Genomic DNA, 16553 nt, shown 5'->3' with positions numbered 1-16553 from the left:
TCAATATCAATTATAGTTCAATTTTTAGTGATTCATTTTTTTGAAAGCTTATTTAAAAACTTCATCAAAGGTGAAGGTGTCTTTTAAACGAACGCCTTTTTCAGTATGCTGCAAGGTACAGATCTCATGATGGGCGTCGTGCTCCAACATGATGTAGTACTCCTGATCAACAGCGGTTTCAAGAAAAGTCTCTTTTTCGTCTAAAGTGAGTAATGGCCTGGTGTCGTAGCCCATTACATAAGGCAAAGGAATATGCCCGGTGGTTGGTAAAAGGTCAGCGGCAAACACAAGAGTTTTGCCTTGGTATGTAATATGAGGAATCATCTGTTTGTCCGTATGGCCGTCGACATATAAAATGTCAAAGCCCATTTCAGCAGACCTTTCGTATGAATCCCCATTATTATCGATAAAATTTAATTGTCCGCTTTCTTCCATCGGCTTTATGTTTTCAGGAAGAAAAGAAGCTTTTTCACGAGCATTCGGCTTTACGGCCCAATCCCAATGATCTTTATTGGTCCAGAACTTCGCATTTTTAAATGCCGGCTCATAGCCGGTTCTGTCCTTGTTCCATTGAACACTCCCTCCGCAATGATCGAAATGCAAATGAGTCATAAACACATCCGTTATATCATCCCGATGAAAACCTGCCTTTTTCAAAGAAGTGTCAAGATCGTGATTGCCCCATAAATAATAATAACCAAAGAATTTATCCGATTGCTTATTGCCCATTCCGGTATCGATTAGTGTAAGTCGATTACCATCTTCAATCAGCAGGCATCGGGCAGCCATATCTATCATATTATTTGCATCTGCCGGATTGGTTCTTTGCCAGATAGACTTTGGTACTACACCAAACATAGCGCCACCATCAAGCTTAAAATTTCCGGATTCAATGGGGTAAAGTGTCATAAAATCAATTTTCTATATTCAGAAATTAGTCTTGCAAATTAATAAAAGCATTGCTGAAAAGTCATTATTACCTTATTTTATTAGGCGTTTTTTAACATTTTCCTATATTTAGGAACTCAAATAATGTAATATTCGACGCTTATGTTAGAGCTTGCAGGAATTGTTATACTTGGTATTTTGGCTCAATGGGTGGCATGGAGATTGAAAATTCCTGCGATACTACCATTGATACTCATAGGGTTATTCGTTGGACCGGTGTCAACCTTGTTTACCGAAGATGGTAGCAAATGGATAGAACCCGTGTGGAATGGGAACCACGGATTGTTCCCGGAAGATAGCTTGTATTACTTTGTTTCCCTCGCCATGGGGATCATTTTATTCGAAGGAGGCCTTACCCTGAAGAAGAATGAAATCTCGAAGGTCGGACCCGTGATTCTGAAGCTGATTAGTATCGGAGCCCTTATCACCTTTATCGGTGCTGCCGTTGCTACACACTATATTTTCGACCTAACCTGGCAGATCTCATTTCTTTTTGCCGCTTTGATCATCGTTACCGGACCTACGGTAATTTCACCAATCCTACGAAACATCCCGCTAAAGAAAGATGTTTCCGCCGTTTTAAAATGGGAGGGAATATTGATAGACCCTTTGGGAGCACTAGTAGCCGTATTGGTATTCGAGTTTATTAACGTAGGCGGATCCGCAGGCTTCACCAAGCAAGCCTTTATGGAGTTTGGAAAAATAGCCATCGTCGGCTTCTCTTTCGGGGTATCAGCGGCCTACGCCCTGTACTTCGCCATGAAGAAGAAGTTAATTCCGCATTACTTACTGAATGTAACAGCCTTATCAGTAGTGTTACTAGTCTTTGTAGAATCGGATGTCTTTGCACACGAATCAGGCTTATTATCAGTGGTGGTTATGGGAATGGTATTAGGAAACAGTAACCTTCCTAACCTCAAAGAACTATTGTACTTTAAAGAATCATTGAGTGTATTGTTGATTTCAATACTATTTATACTCCTGGCCGCTAACATCAATATCAGCGACCTGTTGTTGGTTTATAACTGGCAAACCGCAGCCTTAATGGCAGTAATTGTATTTATCTTAAGACCGTTGTCGGTGTTTTTCAGTACCTATAACTCAAGCCTGAAAACAAACGAAAAACTCTTTATTAGCTGGGTAGGCCCACGAGGTATCGTAGCGGTAGGTATCGCTTCTTTATTGGGTACTAAACTAACCCTGAACGAAGTGCCGAATGCAGAATATATAACCCCCTTGGTAGTTACCTTGGTGTTGGTGACCGTACTCCTGAACGGAACAACCGCAAGGATGTTTGCCAAACTGATCGGGGTATTCTTAAAAGAATCAAACGGTATTTTAATCGTTGGAGCTTCCAAAGCTTCGCGATTGATTGCTAAATACCTGAAAAATAACGATCGTCACGTAGTGCTGATCGATAGTAACAGCGACAATGTAGCCAAGGCGAAAGCGATCGACCTGGATGCAATGGAATCAAATATCTATTCAGAAGATATATCAACCGATGTGGAGTTGAGTGATATTGGGTATTTATTAGCCTTAACGGGTAGTGATGATGTAAACAAGCATGCCCTGGCCAGGTTCAAGAACTACCTGGGAGAAAATGGAGCCTTCAGGCTAATCACTTCCGAAGAATTAAGGAATCCGAACAAATTACCGGTAGAGGATCTGTTTTCTAAGAAGGACGACTATATTAACCTGAGTGAGGTGGCAAGAGATTACCCGACCATTAATGAATTGGAATTAGAGTCTACGCAACAATATTTAGAGCAGATTGCCGATTTGAATAAAGAACAAAAAGCAGTTCCTTTATTTGTAAAAGACCTTACCGGAGAGTTGCATATCATTTGTTCCCTTGACGAAGATTTTGAAATCGAAAAAGGATCTAAACTCGTCTATATGGGAAAACCGGTGGTAAAAGAAACCAAAAAGAAGGTATCAGCCCCGTCTGAGGAGGCCAAGAGCGAGGCCTAATCCGGCACCAGTGATTGAACCAAGTACAAAATCGATCCAATTGATATCTGAAGAAGCAGAATGATATACGGTAGAGGCGATCATTCCGAACATGAATATAATGATTCCGAATAGCCTTAGGAACTTCATTTTTATAGGTTTTGAATCCGCCATAAGTAAGGTAAATTGTTTGTTGTGAATTACTTAAAGATATAAAAACTTAAGGTTTTTACAAGAAAATCACCTACAAAAGAAAGAATATAGCATTAAAAAAGCCTTCCCGAATGGTACTTCAGGAAGGCTTTCATTATAATATATCGGCCGTATTAATCGTTCAGCTTGAGCACTGCCATAAATGCCTGTTGAGGGATCTCTACATTACCCACCTGACGCATACGTTTTTTACCTTTTTTCTGCTTTTCAAGAAGCTTACGCTTACGAGAGATATCACCACCATAACATTTAGCCGTTACATCCTTACGCAAGGCTTTAATCGTTTCTCTTGAAATGATCTTAGCTCCAATAGCCGCCTGGATCGGAATATCGAACTGCTGACGCGGGATAAGCTCTCTTAACTTTTCACACATCTTTTTACCGATGGTATGAGCGTTATCCATGTGTACCAGGGCAGACAATGCATCTACAGAGTTCGCATTGATAAGGATATCTACCTTCACCAATTTCGAAGGACGCATCCCGATAGGAGAGTAATCAAATGAAGCATACCCTTTTGAAACCGTTTTTAAACGATCGTAGAAATCAAATACGATTTCTGCCAGTGGCATGTCGAAACTCAATTCAACACGCTCCGGAGTCAGGTAAGTCTGATTCGTGATAACCCCTCTCTTCTCAATACACAATGACATAACCGGACCGATAAAATCAGCTTTGGTAATGATCGTTGCTTTGATAAAAGGCTCTTCAACCCTTTCTAATTTAGAAGGATCAGGAAGGTCAGAAGGGTTATTAACAATAATGATCTCGTCCGGATTTTTTTTAGTGTAAGCGTGGTAACTAACGTTAGGAACGGTAGTGATCACAGTCATGTCAAACTCACGCTCTAAACGTTCCTGGATGATCTCCAGGTGTAACATCCCTAAGAATCCACATCGGAAACCAAACCCTAATGCTGCCGAACTTTCAGGAGCAAATACAAGAGAAGCATCATTCAGCTGTAGCTTTTCCATAGCCCCGCGAAGCTCTTCATAATCTTCCGTATCAACAGGGTAGATCCCCGCAAATACCATTGGCTTTACGTTTTCAAAACCTTCAATAGGCTTGTCACATGGATTTTCAGTACTGGTTACCGTATCACCCACTTTGACCTCGCGGGCATCTTTAATACCCGTAATCAGGTATCCTACATCACCAGTCTTTATAATAGTTTTCGGTTGCTGCTTTAGTTTAAGCGTTCCGATCTCATCAGCGAAATAAGACTTATCAGTAGCCATAAACTTAATCTTCTGGCCCTTTTTGATCTCACCGTTAAGTACTCTGAAGTAAGTTTCAACCCCTCTGAACGGATTGTAAACCGAATCGAAGATCAAGGCCTGTAAAGGAGCATCCGGCTCTCCTTTAGGAGCAGGAACACGCTCGATAATCGCCTCTAAAATCTCTTCGATTCCGAGTCCTGTTTTAGCACTGGCAGGAATTACATCCTCAGGGTCACAACCCAATAAGTCTACGATATCATCGGTCACCTCTTCAGGATTCGCACTCGGAAGATCAATTTTATTAAGAACAGGAATAATTTCTAAATCGTTTTCAAGTGCCAGGTACAAGTTAGAAATGGTTTGCGCCTGTATACTTTGTGCAGCATCAACAATTAACAGGGCTCCTTCACATGCCGCGATCGAACGAGAAACCTCATAAGAGAAGTCGACGTGCCCGGGAGTATCGATAAGGTTCAATATGTATTGCTCCCCCTTGTAAGTGTACTCCATCTGAATGGCGTGACTCTTAATGGTTATCCCGCGCTCGCGTTCAAGATCCATATTATCGAGTAATTGATCCTGCTTTTCACGATCAGTAACTGAACCTGTAAAGTCCAGCAAGCGATCTGCTAACGTACTTTTACCGTGGTCTATATGCGCAATAATGCAAAAATTCCTGATATTTTTCATTTGTACAATTTAGTTGCCGCTTCTTTCCAGTGTTTGGTTTATACAAACAATCCCGTCGTTTTCAATTTCATCAATTAGAGCGCTTTAGGCCTAAAAAGATTCAGCAATCGTTGAATCTGCAAATATACATTATTTTCAAGAGGTAAAATAGTTGAAATTGAACTTTGGAAAGGATTTAAAATAACAGATTTACAGAAAATACTCTATATAAAATTTGCGGCATTTGCAGATATTCTTAAATTTAACCTCAAATAAACACGCCTCAACTAAAAACATGCTAACTAAACTAACCAAATTACTTGGCTTGGTCTTTGTTTTTATTGCTTATTCAGGGAATGCCCAGAAATATTCAGTTCAGGGAAAAGTGGTTTCCGACGAGCAAAAAGCCTTAATCTACGCCAATGTTTTTTTACTAAAAAACTCAGATTCGACTTTGGTGAAAGCCGTTTCTTCCAACGAGCATGGGGCGTTTGAGTTTACCCATATCGAAGCCGGTACCTATATTCTTAAATCGAGTTACGTAGGTTATACCGATTATGCCCAACCTTTGGTGATCGCCAATTCCATTCAAGACATACAATTGGTGTTAACCAAAAATGTGCAAGAGTTAGAAGGCGTTGTTGTTAACCAACCGACCATAGAACGCAAGTCCGATCGCCTGGTCTTTAATGTAGAAAACACCTCCCTTTCAGAATTATCTTCCTATGACATTCTGAAACAAACCCCGGGAGTCATCATTACCAATGGTTCCATCCTGGTAAAAAACTCTTCTGCAGAAGTGTATATCAACGACCGATCTGTGTACCTAACAGGGTCGGAGCTCAATAGCTTACTCACCAACTATTCAGGTTCTAACATAAAATCGGTGGAGGTCATTACCAATCCTTCCGCCAAATACGATGCCGAAGCCAGCACGATCATTAATATCACCACCGCAAAAAGCATTTCTATTGGCTACAAAGGAAGCGTTGAAGGCCGATGGACCCAGGCCGTTTTTCCAAAATACACACTCGGAACCAGTCACTACTACAAAAACGATTTTGTAAATGCCTTTCTTAACTATAGCTACAACCCTAAAAAACAATACAAACACGATAACAGCTATGTCAACTGGTTCGACGGGAATACCCCAAACGGACAATGGGAATCAGACTTTAGAAAAGTAACCCGTTCGTATGCACATCAGCTAAGTACCATTTTAGATTTCACCCTGAGTGCTAAAAGTGATATCAGCCTCAGCTCGAATATCCTGCACTCACCAAACACGAAATTAGCCAACGACATCAGAACCGATGTATACGATGCCAACGAGCAGTTAGCCTCTTACTTCAATACCGATAGCGATCTGGACAACGACCGTTCCAACGTATCTGTAACCCTCGACTATGAATTGAAAATAGGTGAGAAAGGAGCAACCATGAATCTGGTATCGGACTATATCTATTACAAAGACGCTCAAAATCAGTTTCTGGAAACCAACTATTACGCGGTCGATAATACGTCCACCGGTAGCGATAGTTTCGATTTTTATGCAGAACAAAAGAATGATATCTATACGCAGGGATTAGACTTCTCGATCCCTTCAGAAGCCTCTTCTTTTGAAACAGGGGTTAAGTACAGTGCCATCAAAAGCAATAGTTTGGTTAATTATTCCGGCGATGTGGTACCCTTAAACACGGTCGACGACCAGTTTAAGTATACCGAGAATGTATATGCCGGTTATGCTCAGTTCAACAAAGAATGGGAAAAATGGTCATTGTCCACCGGACTAAGAGGGGAGTATACCGATGTGGAAGCGAATTCAATCGCTTTGGGCGACATCAATACCCAAAAGTATTTCGAACTGTTTCCAACGTCTATCATTACGTATGCACCTTCAGAGAATCATCAGTATAGCATGTCGTACAAACGAAGCCTGGAGCGCCCGAAGTACGGGAGTCTAAATCCATATCGCTATTACTATAACGAAGATCAGTACATCGGAGGAAACCCAAGCTTAACCAGGGCCATTGAAAATAAAATAGCCTTCGACTATACCTACAAAGGGCAGTTCATTTTTTCACTCTATTACCAGCATGTAAATAACAATCTCTCCAAGCTCGTATTCCAGGAGAATGAGAATCAGATCCTATACGAATCCTTCTATAATATCGATCATGAATTTCAATACAGCCTCGACTTTACCTATTACGGGTATGTAAACTCATGGTGGTATTTATATACCTATATGTCCGGATTCTATTTGGAAAATGAATTTGTGGCCTTAGAAAGTGGAGGTGTCAGGGAACAGAACCATACCGTGGGCTACCTCGGACAAGCATATAACCAATTCAGCCTGGCAAAAGACGGAACGCTGAATGCGAATATGACCCTGTATTACCTCTCTAATTTTATCCAGGGGTCGTACCATTTTAAGAATCAGTTCTACGTAGACCTCGGACTCACGAAATCGCTGTGGAATAAGAGAGCCACGATCAGTTTAAACATCGCGGATATCTTCAATACCAACCGGGTGTGGATTCGCTCGCAGTACTTAAACCAGGATAACGCCTATAAATCGATGGCTGAAAACAGAAACATCACCCTTGGATTTAAATACAAGTTTGGAAACTTCCGACTAGCCGATAACAACAGAGAAACCAAATCCGAAGAGCAGGAGCGATTGGAAGAGAAACCGGTGATGTAAATCTGAGAACTAACATACAGATAATCAATTTTTTACATTTTGAAATAATCCTTTATCTTTGCACCTCGAAATTTTGAAGCAATTATACTGTGGCTAAGATAGGTAACATAGAATTAGGAGATTTTCCTTTGTTGTTAGCACCGATGGAAGACGTGAGTGATCCACCATTTCGTGCATTGTGTAAAGAGAATGGTGCCGATGTGGTGTATACCGAATTTATTTCTTCGGAAGGATTAATACGCGATGCAGCCAAGAGTGTGCAGAAACTCGATATCTACGAAAAGGAACGCCCTGTAGGGATCCAGATTTTTGGAGCCGAAATGGATTCTATGCTCGAAGCTATCGATATCGTGGAACAATCCAAACCTGATATTATTGATATCAACTTCGGATGCCCGGTTAAAAAGGTAGTCTGTAAAAATGCCGGAGCCGGAATCCTTAAAGATATCCCGCTAATGGTAAAACTTACCGAAGCCATGGTAAAACGCACCAACCTCCCTGTTACCGTGAAAACGCGTTTAGGTTGGGACAGCGATTCCATCAAAATTGTAGAAGTTGCCGAGCAACTGCAGGATGTAGGTATTCAGGGAATTTCCATCCACGGAAGAACCCGCGTACAGATGTACAAAGGAAATGCCGACTGGAAACCCATAGCCGCCGTAAAAAACAATCCGCGTATGCACATTCCCGTTTTCGGAAATGGTGATGTAAACTGTCCCGAAAAAGCAGTAGAAATGCGTGATGAATATGGTCTCGACGGAGCGATGATCGGAAGAGCCAGTATCGGATACCCTTGGTTTTTTAACGAAGTAAAACACTATTTTAAAACCGGAGAATATTTAGCACCCCCATCGATGGAAGAACGCGTACGAGTGGCACGTCGCCATTTGGAAATGTCTATCGACTGGAAAGGTGAAAAATTAGGAGTATTGGAAATGCGCAGACACTATGCCAACTACTTCAAAGGCATCCCGAATTTTAAACCGTACCGTCAGCAATTGGTAACCACAGACGATGCAGCAGATATATTTGCTGTTCTGGATGAGGTAATCGAGAAGTTTACGGATGTAGAGTTTATGGTATAGCCTGATCTTAATCGATCAGCTTCCTGTTAATTCTTAGGGAAGCTATTTTAGCGGCCAGATACCCAAGGATAAGAATGGTGAATAATACCACCACAAAATTCATAACCGTCAGATCCATCGGATAAGGTAGTGATGGTGTGATCATAAACCACCCGAAGGTTTTCTGAGTCCACGTCAACACAAATCCGATCAGAATACCGATGATACCCCCTACGGCAGAAACGATGAGTCCCTGGTAGAAATAGATTTGTCTCAAGCCTTTTATCGTAATACCCAGGCTGTATAAGGTTTTCAGGTTCGACTTTTTATCCAGTACCATCATTATAATCGCCCCCACAAGATTGAAGAGCGCAATGATAAGAACCAGGGTAAAGATCAGGTAAATAGCCAGGTTTTCCGTATTGAGCATTTTGTACAAGGTAGCATTCAGTTCAGCACGCGTTTTAACGTCCACCTGATTATCGAAGGCCGTAGCGATCTCCTCGCTCACAACAGCCGTATCGGCCCCTTCTTTAAGTTTAATATTGATTCCGCTAATATCACTCGGTCCGCGTTCTAAAAGTCCCTGAACGGTGCTTAAATGCGCAAAAACATATTTTTTATCCAGATCCTCATTCACCGCATAAACCCCGCTTACGGAAGCATAGGAAGTATTGTAAGGTTTCTTCTGAGATGTCCTGATCGGACCCGTACCCGGTTTAGGCGCCATAATAACCAGCGAGTTAAGCCGGTCGTTGACAGCGAGCCCTAAAATATTAGCAATCCCAATCCCTGTAACCACCTGGTCGGGATAGACATTCAGCCATTCCCCCACATAAAGCGTGCTATCCGTTTTGGTGACTAAATTGTAGTTCTCATCCACCCCTTTAATGTAAGCAACGTGATTTTTCTGATCGTGCATTAAAAAAACGCGCTCCTCCAGTTCCCTGGAATACGAAGCGATCCCATCGATATCCTCAAGCTTTTTATTGGTTTCCGAATCGAAGGAAATGACCTTGCCGTTCACGGGAACGATCTTCAGATCCGGATCGAAGGCATTGGCAAAAGACAAGCTAAAGGTTTTGAGTCCGGCAAAAGCAGAAAGTACAATAAAGAGGGAAGCAGCACCGATAACGATCACCAGAAAGGTAACCATATTGATGATGTTCACAGCATTCTGACTGCTTTTAGAAACAAGGTACCGTTTCGCTATGTAAAAAGGGAAAAACAATAATTATGATTTCTTTCTTTTGCCTAATAGGTCAGGATTCTCCAAAGGATTCTCCCCACCTTTTAAAGAACGATCGATCTGGTCGATATATTCTAATGAATCATCAATAAAAAATTCAAGTTCAGGAATTCTCCTTAATTGATGCTTGGTACGTTGTGATAATTCGTGTTTTATTTTAGGCTGAATGGTACGAATATCCTCTAAGATCTCTTTGTCATTCTTATTCGGAAAGATACTAAGATATACCTTGGCGATAGAAAGGTCTACAGTAACCTTTACTTTGGTGACTGAAATCAACGTTCCCATTAAGCCACTATCTTTCAAAGCACGTTGTAATATATCGGCTAGATCTTTCTGAATTACCCCTGCTATTTTTTTCTGTCTGTTAGATTCCATGGCACAAAAATACAACAATAAAGATTACAGTATAAAAGTATTAACTTTGAGTTTTGAAAAGAAGTGAAGATAAATTTATTTGAGAAGGCTAACAAAGCATCCAGGTAAGGATTCTCAGTAGTTATATTCAATGTATTTCAAACACACAAAAACACACACGTGAAGAAAATAGAACATTTAGGCATCGCCGTAAAAGACTTAGGCGTTTCAGGACCTTTATTTGAGAAGCTGTTGAACACGGAAGCCTACAAAACCGAAGAAGTAGCCTCAGAAGGAGTAAAGACCATGTTTTTCAGAACCGGCGAAAGTAAGATCGAACTGCTCGAAGCGACTAATGCGGAGAGTCCGATCGCTAAGTTTATCGAAAAGAAAGGAGAAGGCATACACCACATCGCTTTTGATGTGGATAATATAGAAGCAGAGGTAGAAAGATTAAAGAAAGAAGGCTTTGTCGTATTGAATGAAACCCCGAAAAAGGGAGCCGATAATAAGAAAGTTGTTTTTCTACACCCTAAATCCACCAATGGCGTGCTGGTGGAGCTGTGCGAAGAAATTAAGTAAACCGGACGGGAGTAACCCCGCCGGATATGACAACGGAAAAGCCAAAAAATAGATCATAAGCGCAAGTGTAGGAGTATATTAAATCTCACCAGGTGAGTAATTATTAAAAAAGGCTTGCACGATTTTAAAAATAGTAGTAATATTGCACTCCAATTTTAGCCGGTCCTATAGCTCAGCTGGTTAGAGCACCTGACTCATAATCAGGGGGTCCCTGGTTCGAGCCCAGGTGGGACCACAGGTAACACGAAACCTCAACGATAGTTGGGGTTTTTTTGTTTTAAGACATTAAGTGAGAAATTGATATCAACTGCAAAGAATCGTCATTGCGAGCCAGGCTATAGCCTGATGTGGTAGTCTCATTAATACATGTACCACAAAAACGTCATTGCGAGCCATGCGACAGCAAGGCGTGGCAATCTCATTAAAAGGAGTCACCTACCTTCAAAAAATGCCCCCACATTAATTATAAGAACCGAACAGGCTATGAGATTGTCAACGTATACAAAAAAAATCGCCATAGGCTGTGGCAGGCTGGGACCCGCTATTTGCAGAATACGTAAAATTATCTGCTGTCTGAGGCAAATTGCCGAGTTCAGATAATTTAGTGTTCAAAAAACTAGCGGGTAGCCGAACAGCTAAGGCTAGCGTTTTTTCGTTCTTTTTTTGGCAATGCAAAAAAGAACAAAACATTATATTGAAATAAATTTATCTTATAAACGTAATTTACAATGACATCTTTGCGATCTTTCTAAAAAAATAAAGCATGGCAATCTCTTCAGGCGGTAACCAAATCCAGCAAAAAACCCCTAACCTCTTCAAATACCATTAAACAACCACCCTTCGGACAGGTCTTGCCAATCAGGATTATTTTTATTTATCAATGATTCTTTTCGACTCCTATTCCCGTTTTTTAAATGTTTTTCCCTTGCAATAGCTTCATTTACCTCTAAAAACTCTTCAAAGTAGACCAGTTTAGTACAATTGTATTTTGAAGTAAATCCTTTATAAGATTTTGTTTTATGTTGAAACACTCTTTTGTTTAGGTTACTTGTAACCCCTATGTAGATAACGGTGTTATTTTCATTAGTCATAAAGTAGACAAAGCTCTTTCGAATCATGATATAAATATACCTAATTACAAATTTAACGTCATTGCGAGGAGGTCTTTAGCCTGATGTGGTGGTCTCATTAATATATGTACAACAAAAACGTCATTGCGAGCCTTGTGTTAACAAGGCGTGGCAATCTCACCAAAATGAGTCACCTACCTCAAAAGATATCCCAAATTATAATTTATTGTTCATTTTGCCTTGATGCAAAACGAACCAAAAAATCAAGAAGGTTTATAGGAAATTTTTGCTATCGCAAAATCACTGATGTCTCTTGCGTTACATGCTTTGTTAGCTATCGCTAACGCACTTCCACTTGAGCCACAGCTATTTCATGAAAACCTTCATTTAATACTATAAAAAACCGCAAAGAAACGTCATTGCGAGGCAGGCTTTAGCCTGACGTGGCAATCTCTTCAGGCGGTAACCAAATCCAGCAAAAAACCCGCCCTAGACTGTGGCAGGCCAGGTTGAGGTTCATTAATGGGTTAAAAATGTTAGTCGGAGTGTATTCCCGTCGGCAGTATATATGAATTGAATCTGTTAAAAATGGTCGAAGCCTTGGAGACCATTTAGGATTGAATTCATGGTTTTGCGATAGCAAAAATACCTCTCGACGGGCATCCTTTCTTTTGATTCGTTTTCTTTACTCACGTCCTTATTATTTTTGTCAATGTGTTCGTGAATACTATGTATTTGGATGAGCAAAGAAAATGAATGATAAATATATTTTTATAAATAATATACAGTAACGTCATTACGAGCCTTGCGACAGCAAGGCGTGGCAATCTCACCAAATGAGTCACCTACCTTCAATATATGTTCCCACATTAATTATAAGAACCGAACTGGCTGTGAGTTTGTCAACACATACAAAGAAACCCGCCCTAGGGTTTGGCCGGCGAGGTTAAGGTTTTTTAATGGGTTAAAAATGTTGATAGAAGAGTACTCCCGTCGGCAGTATACATGAATTGAATCCGTTAAAAATGGTCGAAGCCTTGGAGACCATTTAGGATTGAATTCATGGTTTTGCGATAGCAAAAATACCTCTCGACGGGCATCCTTTCTTTTGATTCGTTTTCTTTGGATGAGCAAAGAAAATGAATGATAAATATATTTTTATAAATAATATACAGTAACGTCATTGCGAGGCATGCGACAGCAAGGCGTGGCAATCTCACCAAATGAGTCACCTACCTCAAAAGATATCCCAAATTATAATCTATTGTTCATTTTGCCTTGATGCAAAACGAATCAAAAAATCAAGAAGGTTTATAGGAAATTTTTGCTATCGCAAAACCGCTGATGTCTCTTACGTTACATGCTTTGTTAGCTATCGCTAACGCACTTCCACTTGAGCCACAGCTATTTCATGAAAACCTTCGTTTAAAGCACTATAATAAACCGTTAAGAATCGTCATTGCGAGGCATGCGACAGCAAGGCGTGGCAATCTCACCAAATGAGTCACCTACCTTCAAAAAATGCCCCCACATTAATTATAAATCCAAACAACCCAGAGATTCATCATCAATACAGGGTAGAAACCAAAAAGAATCGTCATTGCGAGGAAGGCTTTAGCCTGACGTGGCAATCTCACCTATAAGATTCACCTACCTTCAATAGCTGTTCCCACATTAATTATGAGAACCGAACTGGCTGTGAGTTTGTCTGGTTTAGTGATCAAGAATTAAGTGGATAGCCGAAAACCCAAGGCTTGAATTTTTTGGTTCGTTTTTGTTTCAAGAACTGCGCAGCACATCATGAGGTACTATTAAATACAATAAATAAATACCCCGAGTAAAAAAGGACAAAACATTATATCGAAATGAATATATCTTATAAACTTAGATTTATATTGACCTCTATGCAACCTTTCTAAAAAAATAAAGCATGGCATTCTCACCAGGCGGTAACCAAACCCACCAAAAACCCTAAACCCTTTCTCTATAAATTATGGTTTTCCGTAAAGCGGATATAGTCTTTTTACTTTTCTTTGAGGGAAAGGGGAATTTTCCCCTCTGAATGTTGGGAGGATTTTGTTTTATTTTTATGATCTGTGATTAGGATGATGTGTCGCTATCTGATTAATATAATGGAATTACAGTTAGAAAATAATTGAAACAATTTATGGCAAAGAGTTTTGAAAAAGGAAAGGGGAAAGAACATTTGGATAAAGATTTTCTTGAAGAACTAAAGCATAAAATTTGGTCTACTAAAGGAACTCGTTTTACGGCAGATAGTCGATTGAAAACCATAGCGAAATATTCAACATTAAGTATAAGTTTTCTTTCTGCATATCTGATTATTTTTGGATTAGTTTCTGTTTATAATTTATATAAGCCAAATGCAATTAATCCCAATGTAATTGCATTTACAATAACCGCACTATCAATATTGGTCTTAATTTTTTCTCTCCTTGAAAATTCTCAAAACTATCCTGTTAAAGCAAAAAACTTTCACGATTGTGCTTTAGATTTGGCTGATTTATATAATGAACTTCAAAACTATAAATCATATGAAAAAGATGCCTCGTTAAAGGAGAGGTTGGAATTTTGTCAAAATCTTCAAAAAGAATATCAGAATATATTAAGAAGGTACGATAATCACGACCCAATTGATAATAAGTTTTTCAGACTTAAACATCCTGACTATTATACAATAAAATGGTACGAGTGGATTTTTACTCCTTCAAGATATTTCATTAATACAAGGTTAATATACTTAGGTATGATGCTTATTCCAGGAGTAATACTTTATTTATTAATAACTAATATTGGATAGCTTTGGATAATGATTAAATCAAAAAAGGTAGATAGTTAGAAAGTGGCTATAATGAATTCTTAATAGTTGAGAAAATTTTCTTTTATATTTATAGAGTAAAATTAATACCATATGGTGTTTATTCCATTGTTGTGTGCAATATCACGAAACTTTCAAACATAAATAATTATGATTAAAAAAATTGAAGTTGATTTAGAATTGGAATATTTAAGATTACCTTCAAGATATGAAGTTTTAGAAAGGGAAATAACCGAAAAAGGATTGAGCATAACCCAAATTGTTCAAGAAGTAGACAATGCTAAGATAGAGATACAATCACTTTTAAAACAATTGACATATAATAAAATTGGGAGGTTTAAAATATTTTATGGTATATCAGGTGCGGGAAAAACGACATTCTTAAAAACACTAACATCATTTTTTTCAAATGTTAAAATTATCATAATACCAAGGCTGATTACCATTGATGAAATTCCTGAATTTATAAAAGAGGAAAGAACTGAATCAAATAATATATTCGTTTTTGAGGACAGAGATAATCCGAATGAATCAAATGAGGATTTAAAAATTTTCTTTGAAGAATTAAGAGTAATGTTTCGTCAACCAGAAGGGCAAGTAATAATTATTTGGCCAATAACAGACAAGGAATCAGCTGATTCAATTGCTAAAATTGCGTGGGATGTTGGAAGGGATAGTATTACTTCCAATGGAGGTATTTACGAGTTTATTGGAATTGATAAATCAAACTTCTATAATGTTGCTGATATAACTTCTAAAAATATAAATGGAATAAATCTTGAATCTTTCGGAATAACTAAAGAATCAACTAGAAAAATATTAAAAAAAGTATCAACAATAGGTGAGTATTTCACAGAATTAGAGACATTTTCCATTGAGCTTTCTGAAAAAACTGACCTATTTTTAAAAAATAAGATTATTCCTAAGGTGTGGATATTACTTTCTGGTGACGATGCAATTGAAATAGATAGAACTGTGAAATCTCTTACTCAAGGTTTGAAAAATAGAATTGATATAGAGAGATTTATAGCAACCCTCGATGACACTTCCAATAAAAGTGCATATCTAAATGATTGGAGAGTTCGAAGAGATAGAGCTGCATTTTTAATGCGACTTCTTGATGTTAGAATTTTACCTATTTATCCAAACCTATCTCTCGCTTCTGTTCGTGCTTTTGGAGAAGATTCTATAAAAAAATCATTAATAAAAAAGGTAGAAAAGAAAAAAGTAGCGACACAAGTGATTAAAAAGAGTTCAATTTTCAAATTATTATTTGAAGATTATTCATCATCAGAAAGAAGTCCCTCGAGAACAACAGACGCTACGGCTTATGATTATCTAAGATTGCAAAAGCTAGCTGATAGCCAAGATAAACTACTCAATAAAGCTATAGGAGATGCTTTCATTGAGGCATTAGATGAAGAAAAAATAAAAGCCGTTGTTTATATTGAGCAACAAGAATTGGAAGGTTTCACATTAAAACCTGATATCCAAATAAGACTAAATGAAAAAGACGTAATTTGTTTTGAACCAACTTGGCGTACAACAGGTAGAGAAATTCCGGATGAATTGGCTAAAAGACAAAACTCCTTAACTTTAGGACATATTCAACAGTATGTTTTGAATAAAGCTATGGAATATGTAAAGGAGCTAGGCTACTAATTTATACTGCACACAACACG

General features: G+C 38.8%; 12 protein-coding genes and 1 tRNA gene. 7 read left to right on the top strand and 6 right to left on the bottom strand.

Annotated elements, in window-relative coordinates; genetic code table 11:
* Nucleotides 1–48: 48 nt before the first annotated feature.
* Nucleotides 49–909 (bottom strand): MBL fold metallo-hydrolase, encoded by an 861-nt coding sequence (locus tag P278_RS13810; RefSeq protein WP_038268146.1) that lies wholly within the window; start codon nucleotides 907–909, stop codon nucleotides 49–51.
* A 141-nt stretch (nucleotides 910–1050) separates the two neighbouring features.
* Between P278_RS13810 and P278_RS13805 the strand changes: the two genes are divergently transcribed.
* A complete protein-coding gene (locus P278_RS13805; protein WP_038268144.1) occupies nucleotides 1051–2922 on the top strand; it encodes a cation:proton antiporter in 1872 nt (623 codons plus the stop codon).
* Here the strand turns inward: P278_RS13805 and P278_RS16615 are convergent.
* Nucleotides 2887–3051, bottom strand: a complete 165-nt coding sequence (locus P278_RS16615) for a hypothetical protein (protein WP_161808365.1) — start codon at nucleotides 3049–3051, stop codon at nucleotides 2887–2889. The two genes, P278_RS13805 and P278_RS16615, sit on opposite strands and share 36 nt — an antisense overlap.
* A 176-nt stretch (nucleotides 3052–3227) precedes the next feature.
* Nucleotides 3228–5024 (bottom strand): translation elongation factor 4, encoded by a 1797-nt coding sequence (gene lepA, locus P278_RS13800; protein ID WP_038268142.1) that lies wholly within the window; start codon nucleotides 5022–5024, stop codon nucleotides 3228–3230.
* 274 nt (nucleotides 5025–5298) lie between these two features.
* On the opposite strand from lepA, the gene P278_RS13795 reads away from it, so the two are divergent.
* Nucleotides 5299–7710, top strand: a complete 2412-nt coding sequence (locus P278_RS13795; protein WP_051413584.1) for an outer membrane beta-barrel protein — start codon at nucleotides 5299–5301, stop codon at nucleotides 7708–7710.
* Between the two features lie 89 nt (nucleotides 7711–7799).
* Nucleotides 7800–8795 carry a tRNA dihydrouridine synthase DusB gene (gene dusB / locus P278_RS13790; RefSeq protein WP_038268140.1) on the top strand — a complete coding sequence of 332 codons (996 nt, stop codon included), beginning with the start codon at nucleotides 7800–7802 and terminating at the stop codon, nucleotides 8793–8795.
* Between the two features lie 7 nt (nucleotides 8796–8802).
* Here dusB and P278_RS13785 read toward each other — a convergent pair whose 3' ends face one another.
* Both P278_RS13785 and rbfA read right to left on the bottom strand, forming a co-directional pair.
* A complete protein-coding gene (locus P278_RS13785) occupies nucleotides 8803–9945 on the bottom strand; it encodes an ABC transporter permease (RefSeq protein WP_316930421.1) in 1143 nt (380 codons plus the stop codon).
* Nucleotides 9946–10008: 63 nt separating this feature from the next.
* A complete protein-coding gene (rbfA, locus tag P278_RS13780; protein WP_038268135.1) occupies nucleotides 10009–10401 on the bottom strand; it encodes a 30S ribosome-binding factor RbfA in 393 nt (130 codons plus the stop codon).
* A 159-nt stretch (nucleotides 10402–10560) separates the two neighbouring features.
* Between rbfA and mce the strand changes: the two genes are divergently transcribed.
* Together mce and P278_RS13770 are read left to right on the top strand one after the other, a co-directional pair.
* Complete coding sequence (gene mce, locus P278_RS13775; protein WP_038268131.1) at nucleotides 10561–10962, top strand: methylmalonyl-CoA epimerase; 402 nt, start codon at nucleotides 10561–10563, stop codon at nucleotides 10960–10962.
* A 161-nt stretch (nucleotides 10963–11123) separates the two neighbouring features.
* Nucleotides 11124–11197, top strand: a tRNA-Ile gene (locus P278_RS13770).
* A gap of 580 nt (nucleotides 11198–11777) precedes the next feature.
* Here the strand turns inward: P278_RS13770 and P278_RS13765 are convergent.
* The gene (locus tag P278_RS13765) at nucleotides 11778–12080 is read right to left on the bottom strand and encodes a GIY-YIG nuclease family protein (protein ID WP_038268129.1); all 303 of its coding nucleotides are present in this window, start codon (nucleotides 12078–12080) and stop codon (nucleotides 11778–11780) included.
* 2119 nt (nucleotides 12081–14199) lie between these two features.
* On the opposite strand from P278_RS13765, the gene P278_RS13760 reads away from it, so the two are divergent.
* The gene (locus tag P278_RS13760) at nucleotides 14200–14853 is read left to right on the top strand and encodes an SLATT domain-containing protein (protein ID WP_051413583.1); all 654 of its coding nucleotides are present in this window, start codon (nucleotides 14200–14202) and stop codon (nucleotides 14851–14853) included.
* Nucleotides 14854–15021: 168 nt separating this feature from the next.
* Complete coding sequence (locus P278_RS13755) at nucleotides 15022–16533, top strand: hypothetical protein (RefSeq protein ID WP_038268127.1); 1512 nt, start codon at nucleotides 15022–15024, stop codon at nucleotides 16531–16533.
* The last annotated feature ends 20 nt before the right edge of the window (nucleotides 16534–16553 follow it).

The organism is Zhouia amylolytica AD3, from assembly GCF_000511935.2.
Classification (GTDB): Bacteria; Bacteroidota; Bacteroidia; order Flavobacteriales; family Flavobacteriaceae; genus Zhouia; species Zhouia amylolytica.
This window is presented reverse-complemented; position numbering and strand designations above follow the sequence as displayed.

Excerpts from the sequence above, each read along its gene's own strand:
- lepA (WP_038268142.1), bottom strand. The coding sequence starts at position 5,024 with ATGAAAAATATCAGGAATTTTTGCATTATTGCGCATATAGACCACGGT.
- P278_RS13805 (WP_038268144.1), top strand. The coding sequence starts at position 1,051 with ATGTTAGAGCTTGCAGGAATTGTTATACTTGGTATTTTGGCTCAATGG.
- P278_RS16615 (WP_161808365.1), bottom strand. The coding sequence starts at position 3,051 with ATGAAGTTCCTAAGGCTATTCGGAATCATTATATTCATGTTCGGAATG.
- rbfA (WP_038268135.1), bottom strand. The coding sequence starts at position 10,401 with ATGGAATCTAACAGACAGAAAAAAATAGCAGGGGTAATTCAGAAAGAT.
- P278_RS13755 (WP_038268127.1), top strand. The coding sequence starts at position 15,022 with ATGATTAAAAAAATTGAAGTTGATTTAGAATTGGAATATTTAAGATTA.
- P278_RS13795 (WP_051413584.1), top strand. The coding sequence starts at position 5,299 with ATGCTAACTAAACTAACCAAATTACTTGGCTTGGTCTTTGTTTTTATT.
- P278_RS13810 (WP_038268146.1), bottom strand. The coding sequence starts at position 909 with ATGACACTTTACCCCATTGAATCCGGAAATTTTAAGCTTGATGGTGGC.
- P278_RS13760 (WP_051413583.1), top strand. The coding sequence starts at position 14,200 with ATGGCAAAGAGTTTTGAAAAAGGAAAGGGGAAAGAACATTTGGATAAA.
- P278_RS13765 (WP_038268129.1), bottom strand. The coding sequence starts at position 12,080 with ATGATTCGAAAGAGCTTTGTCTACTTTATGACTAATGAAAATAACACC.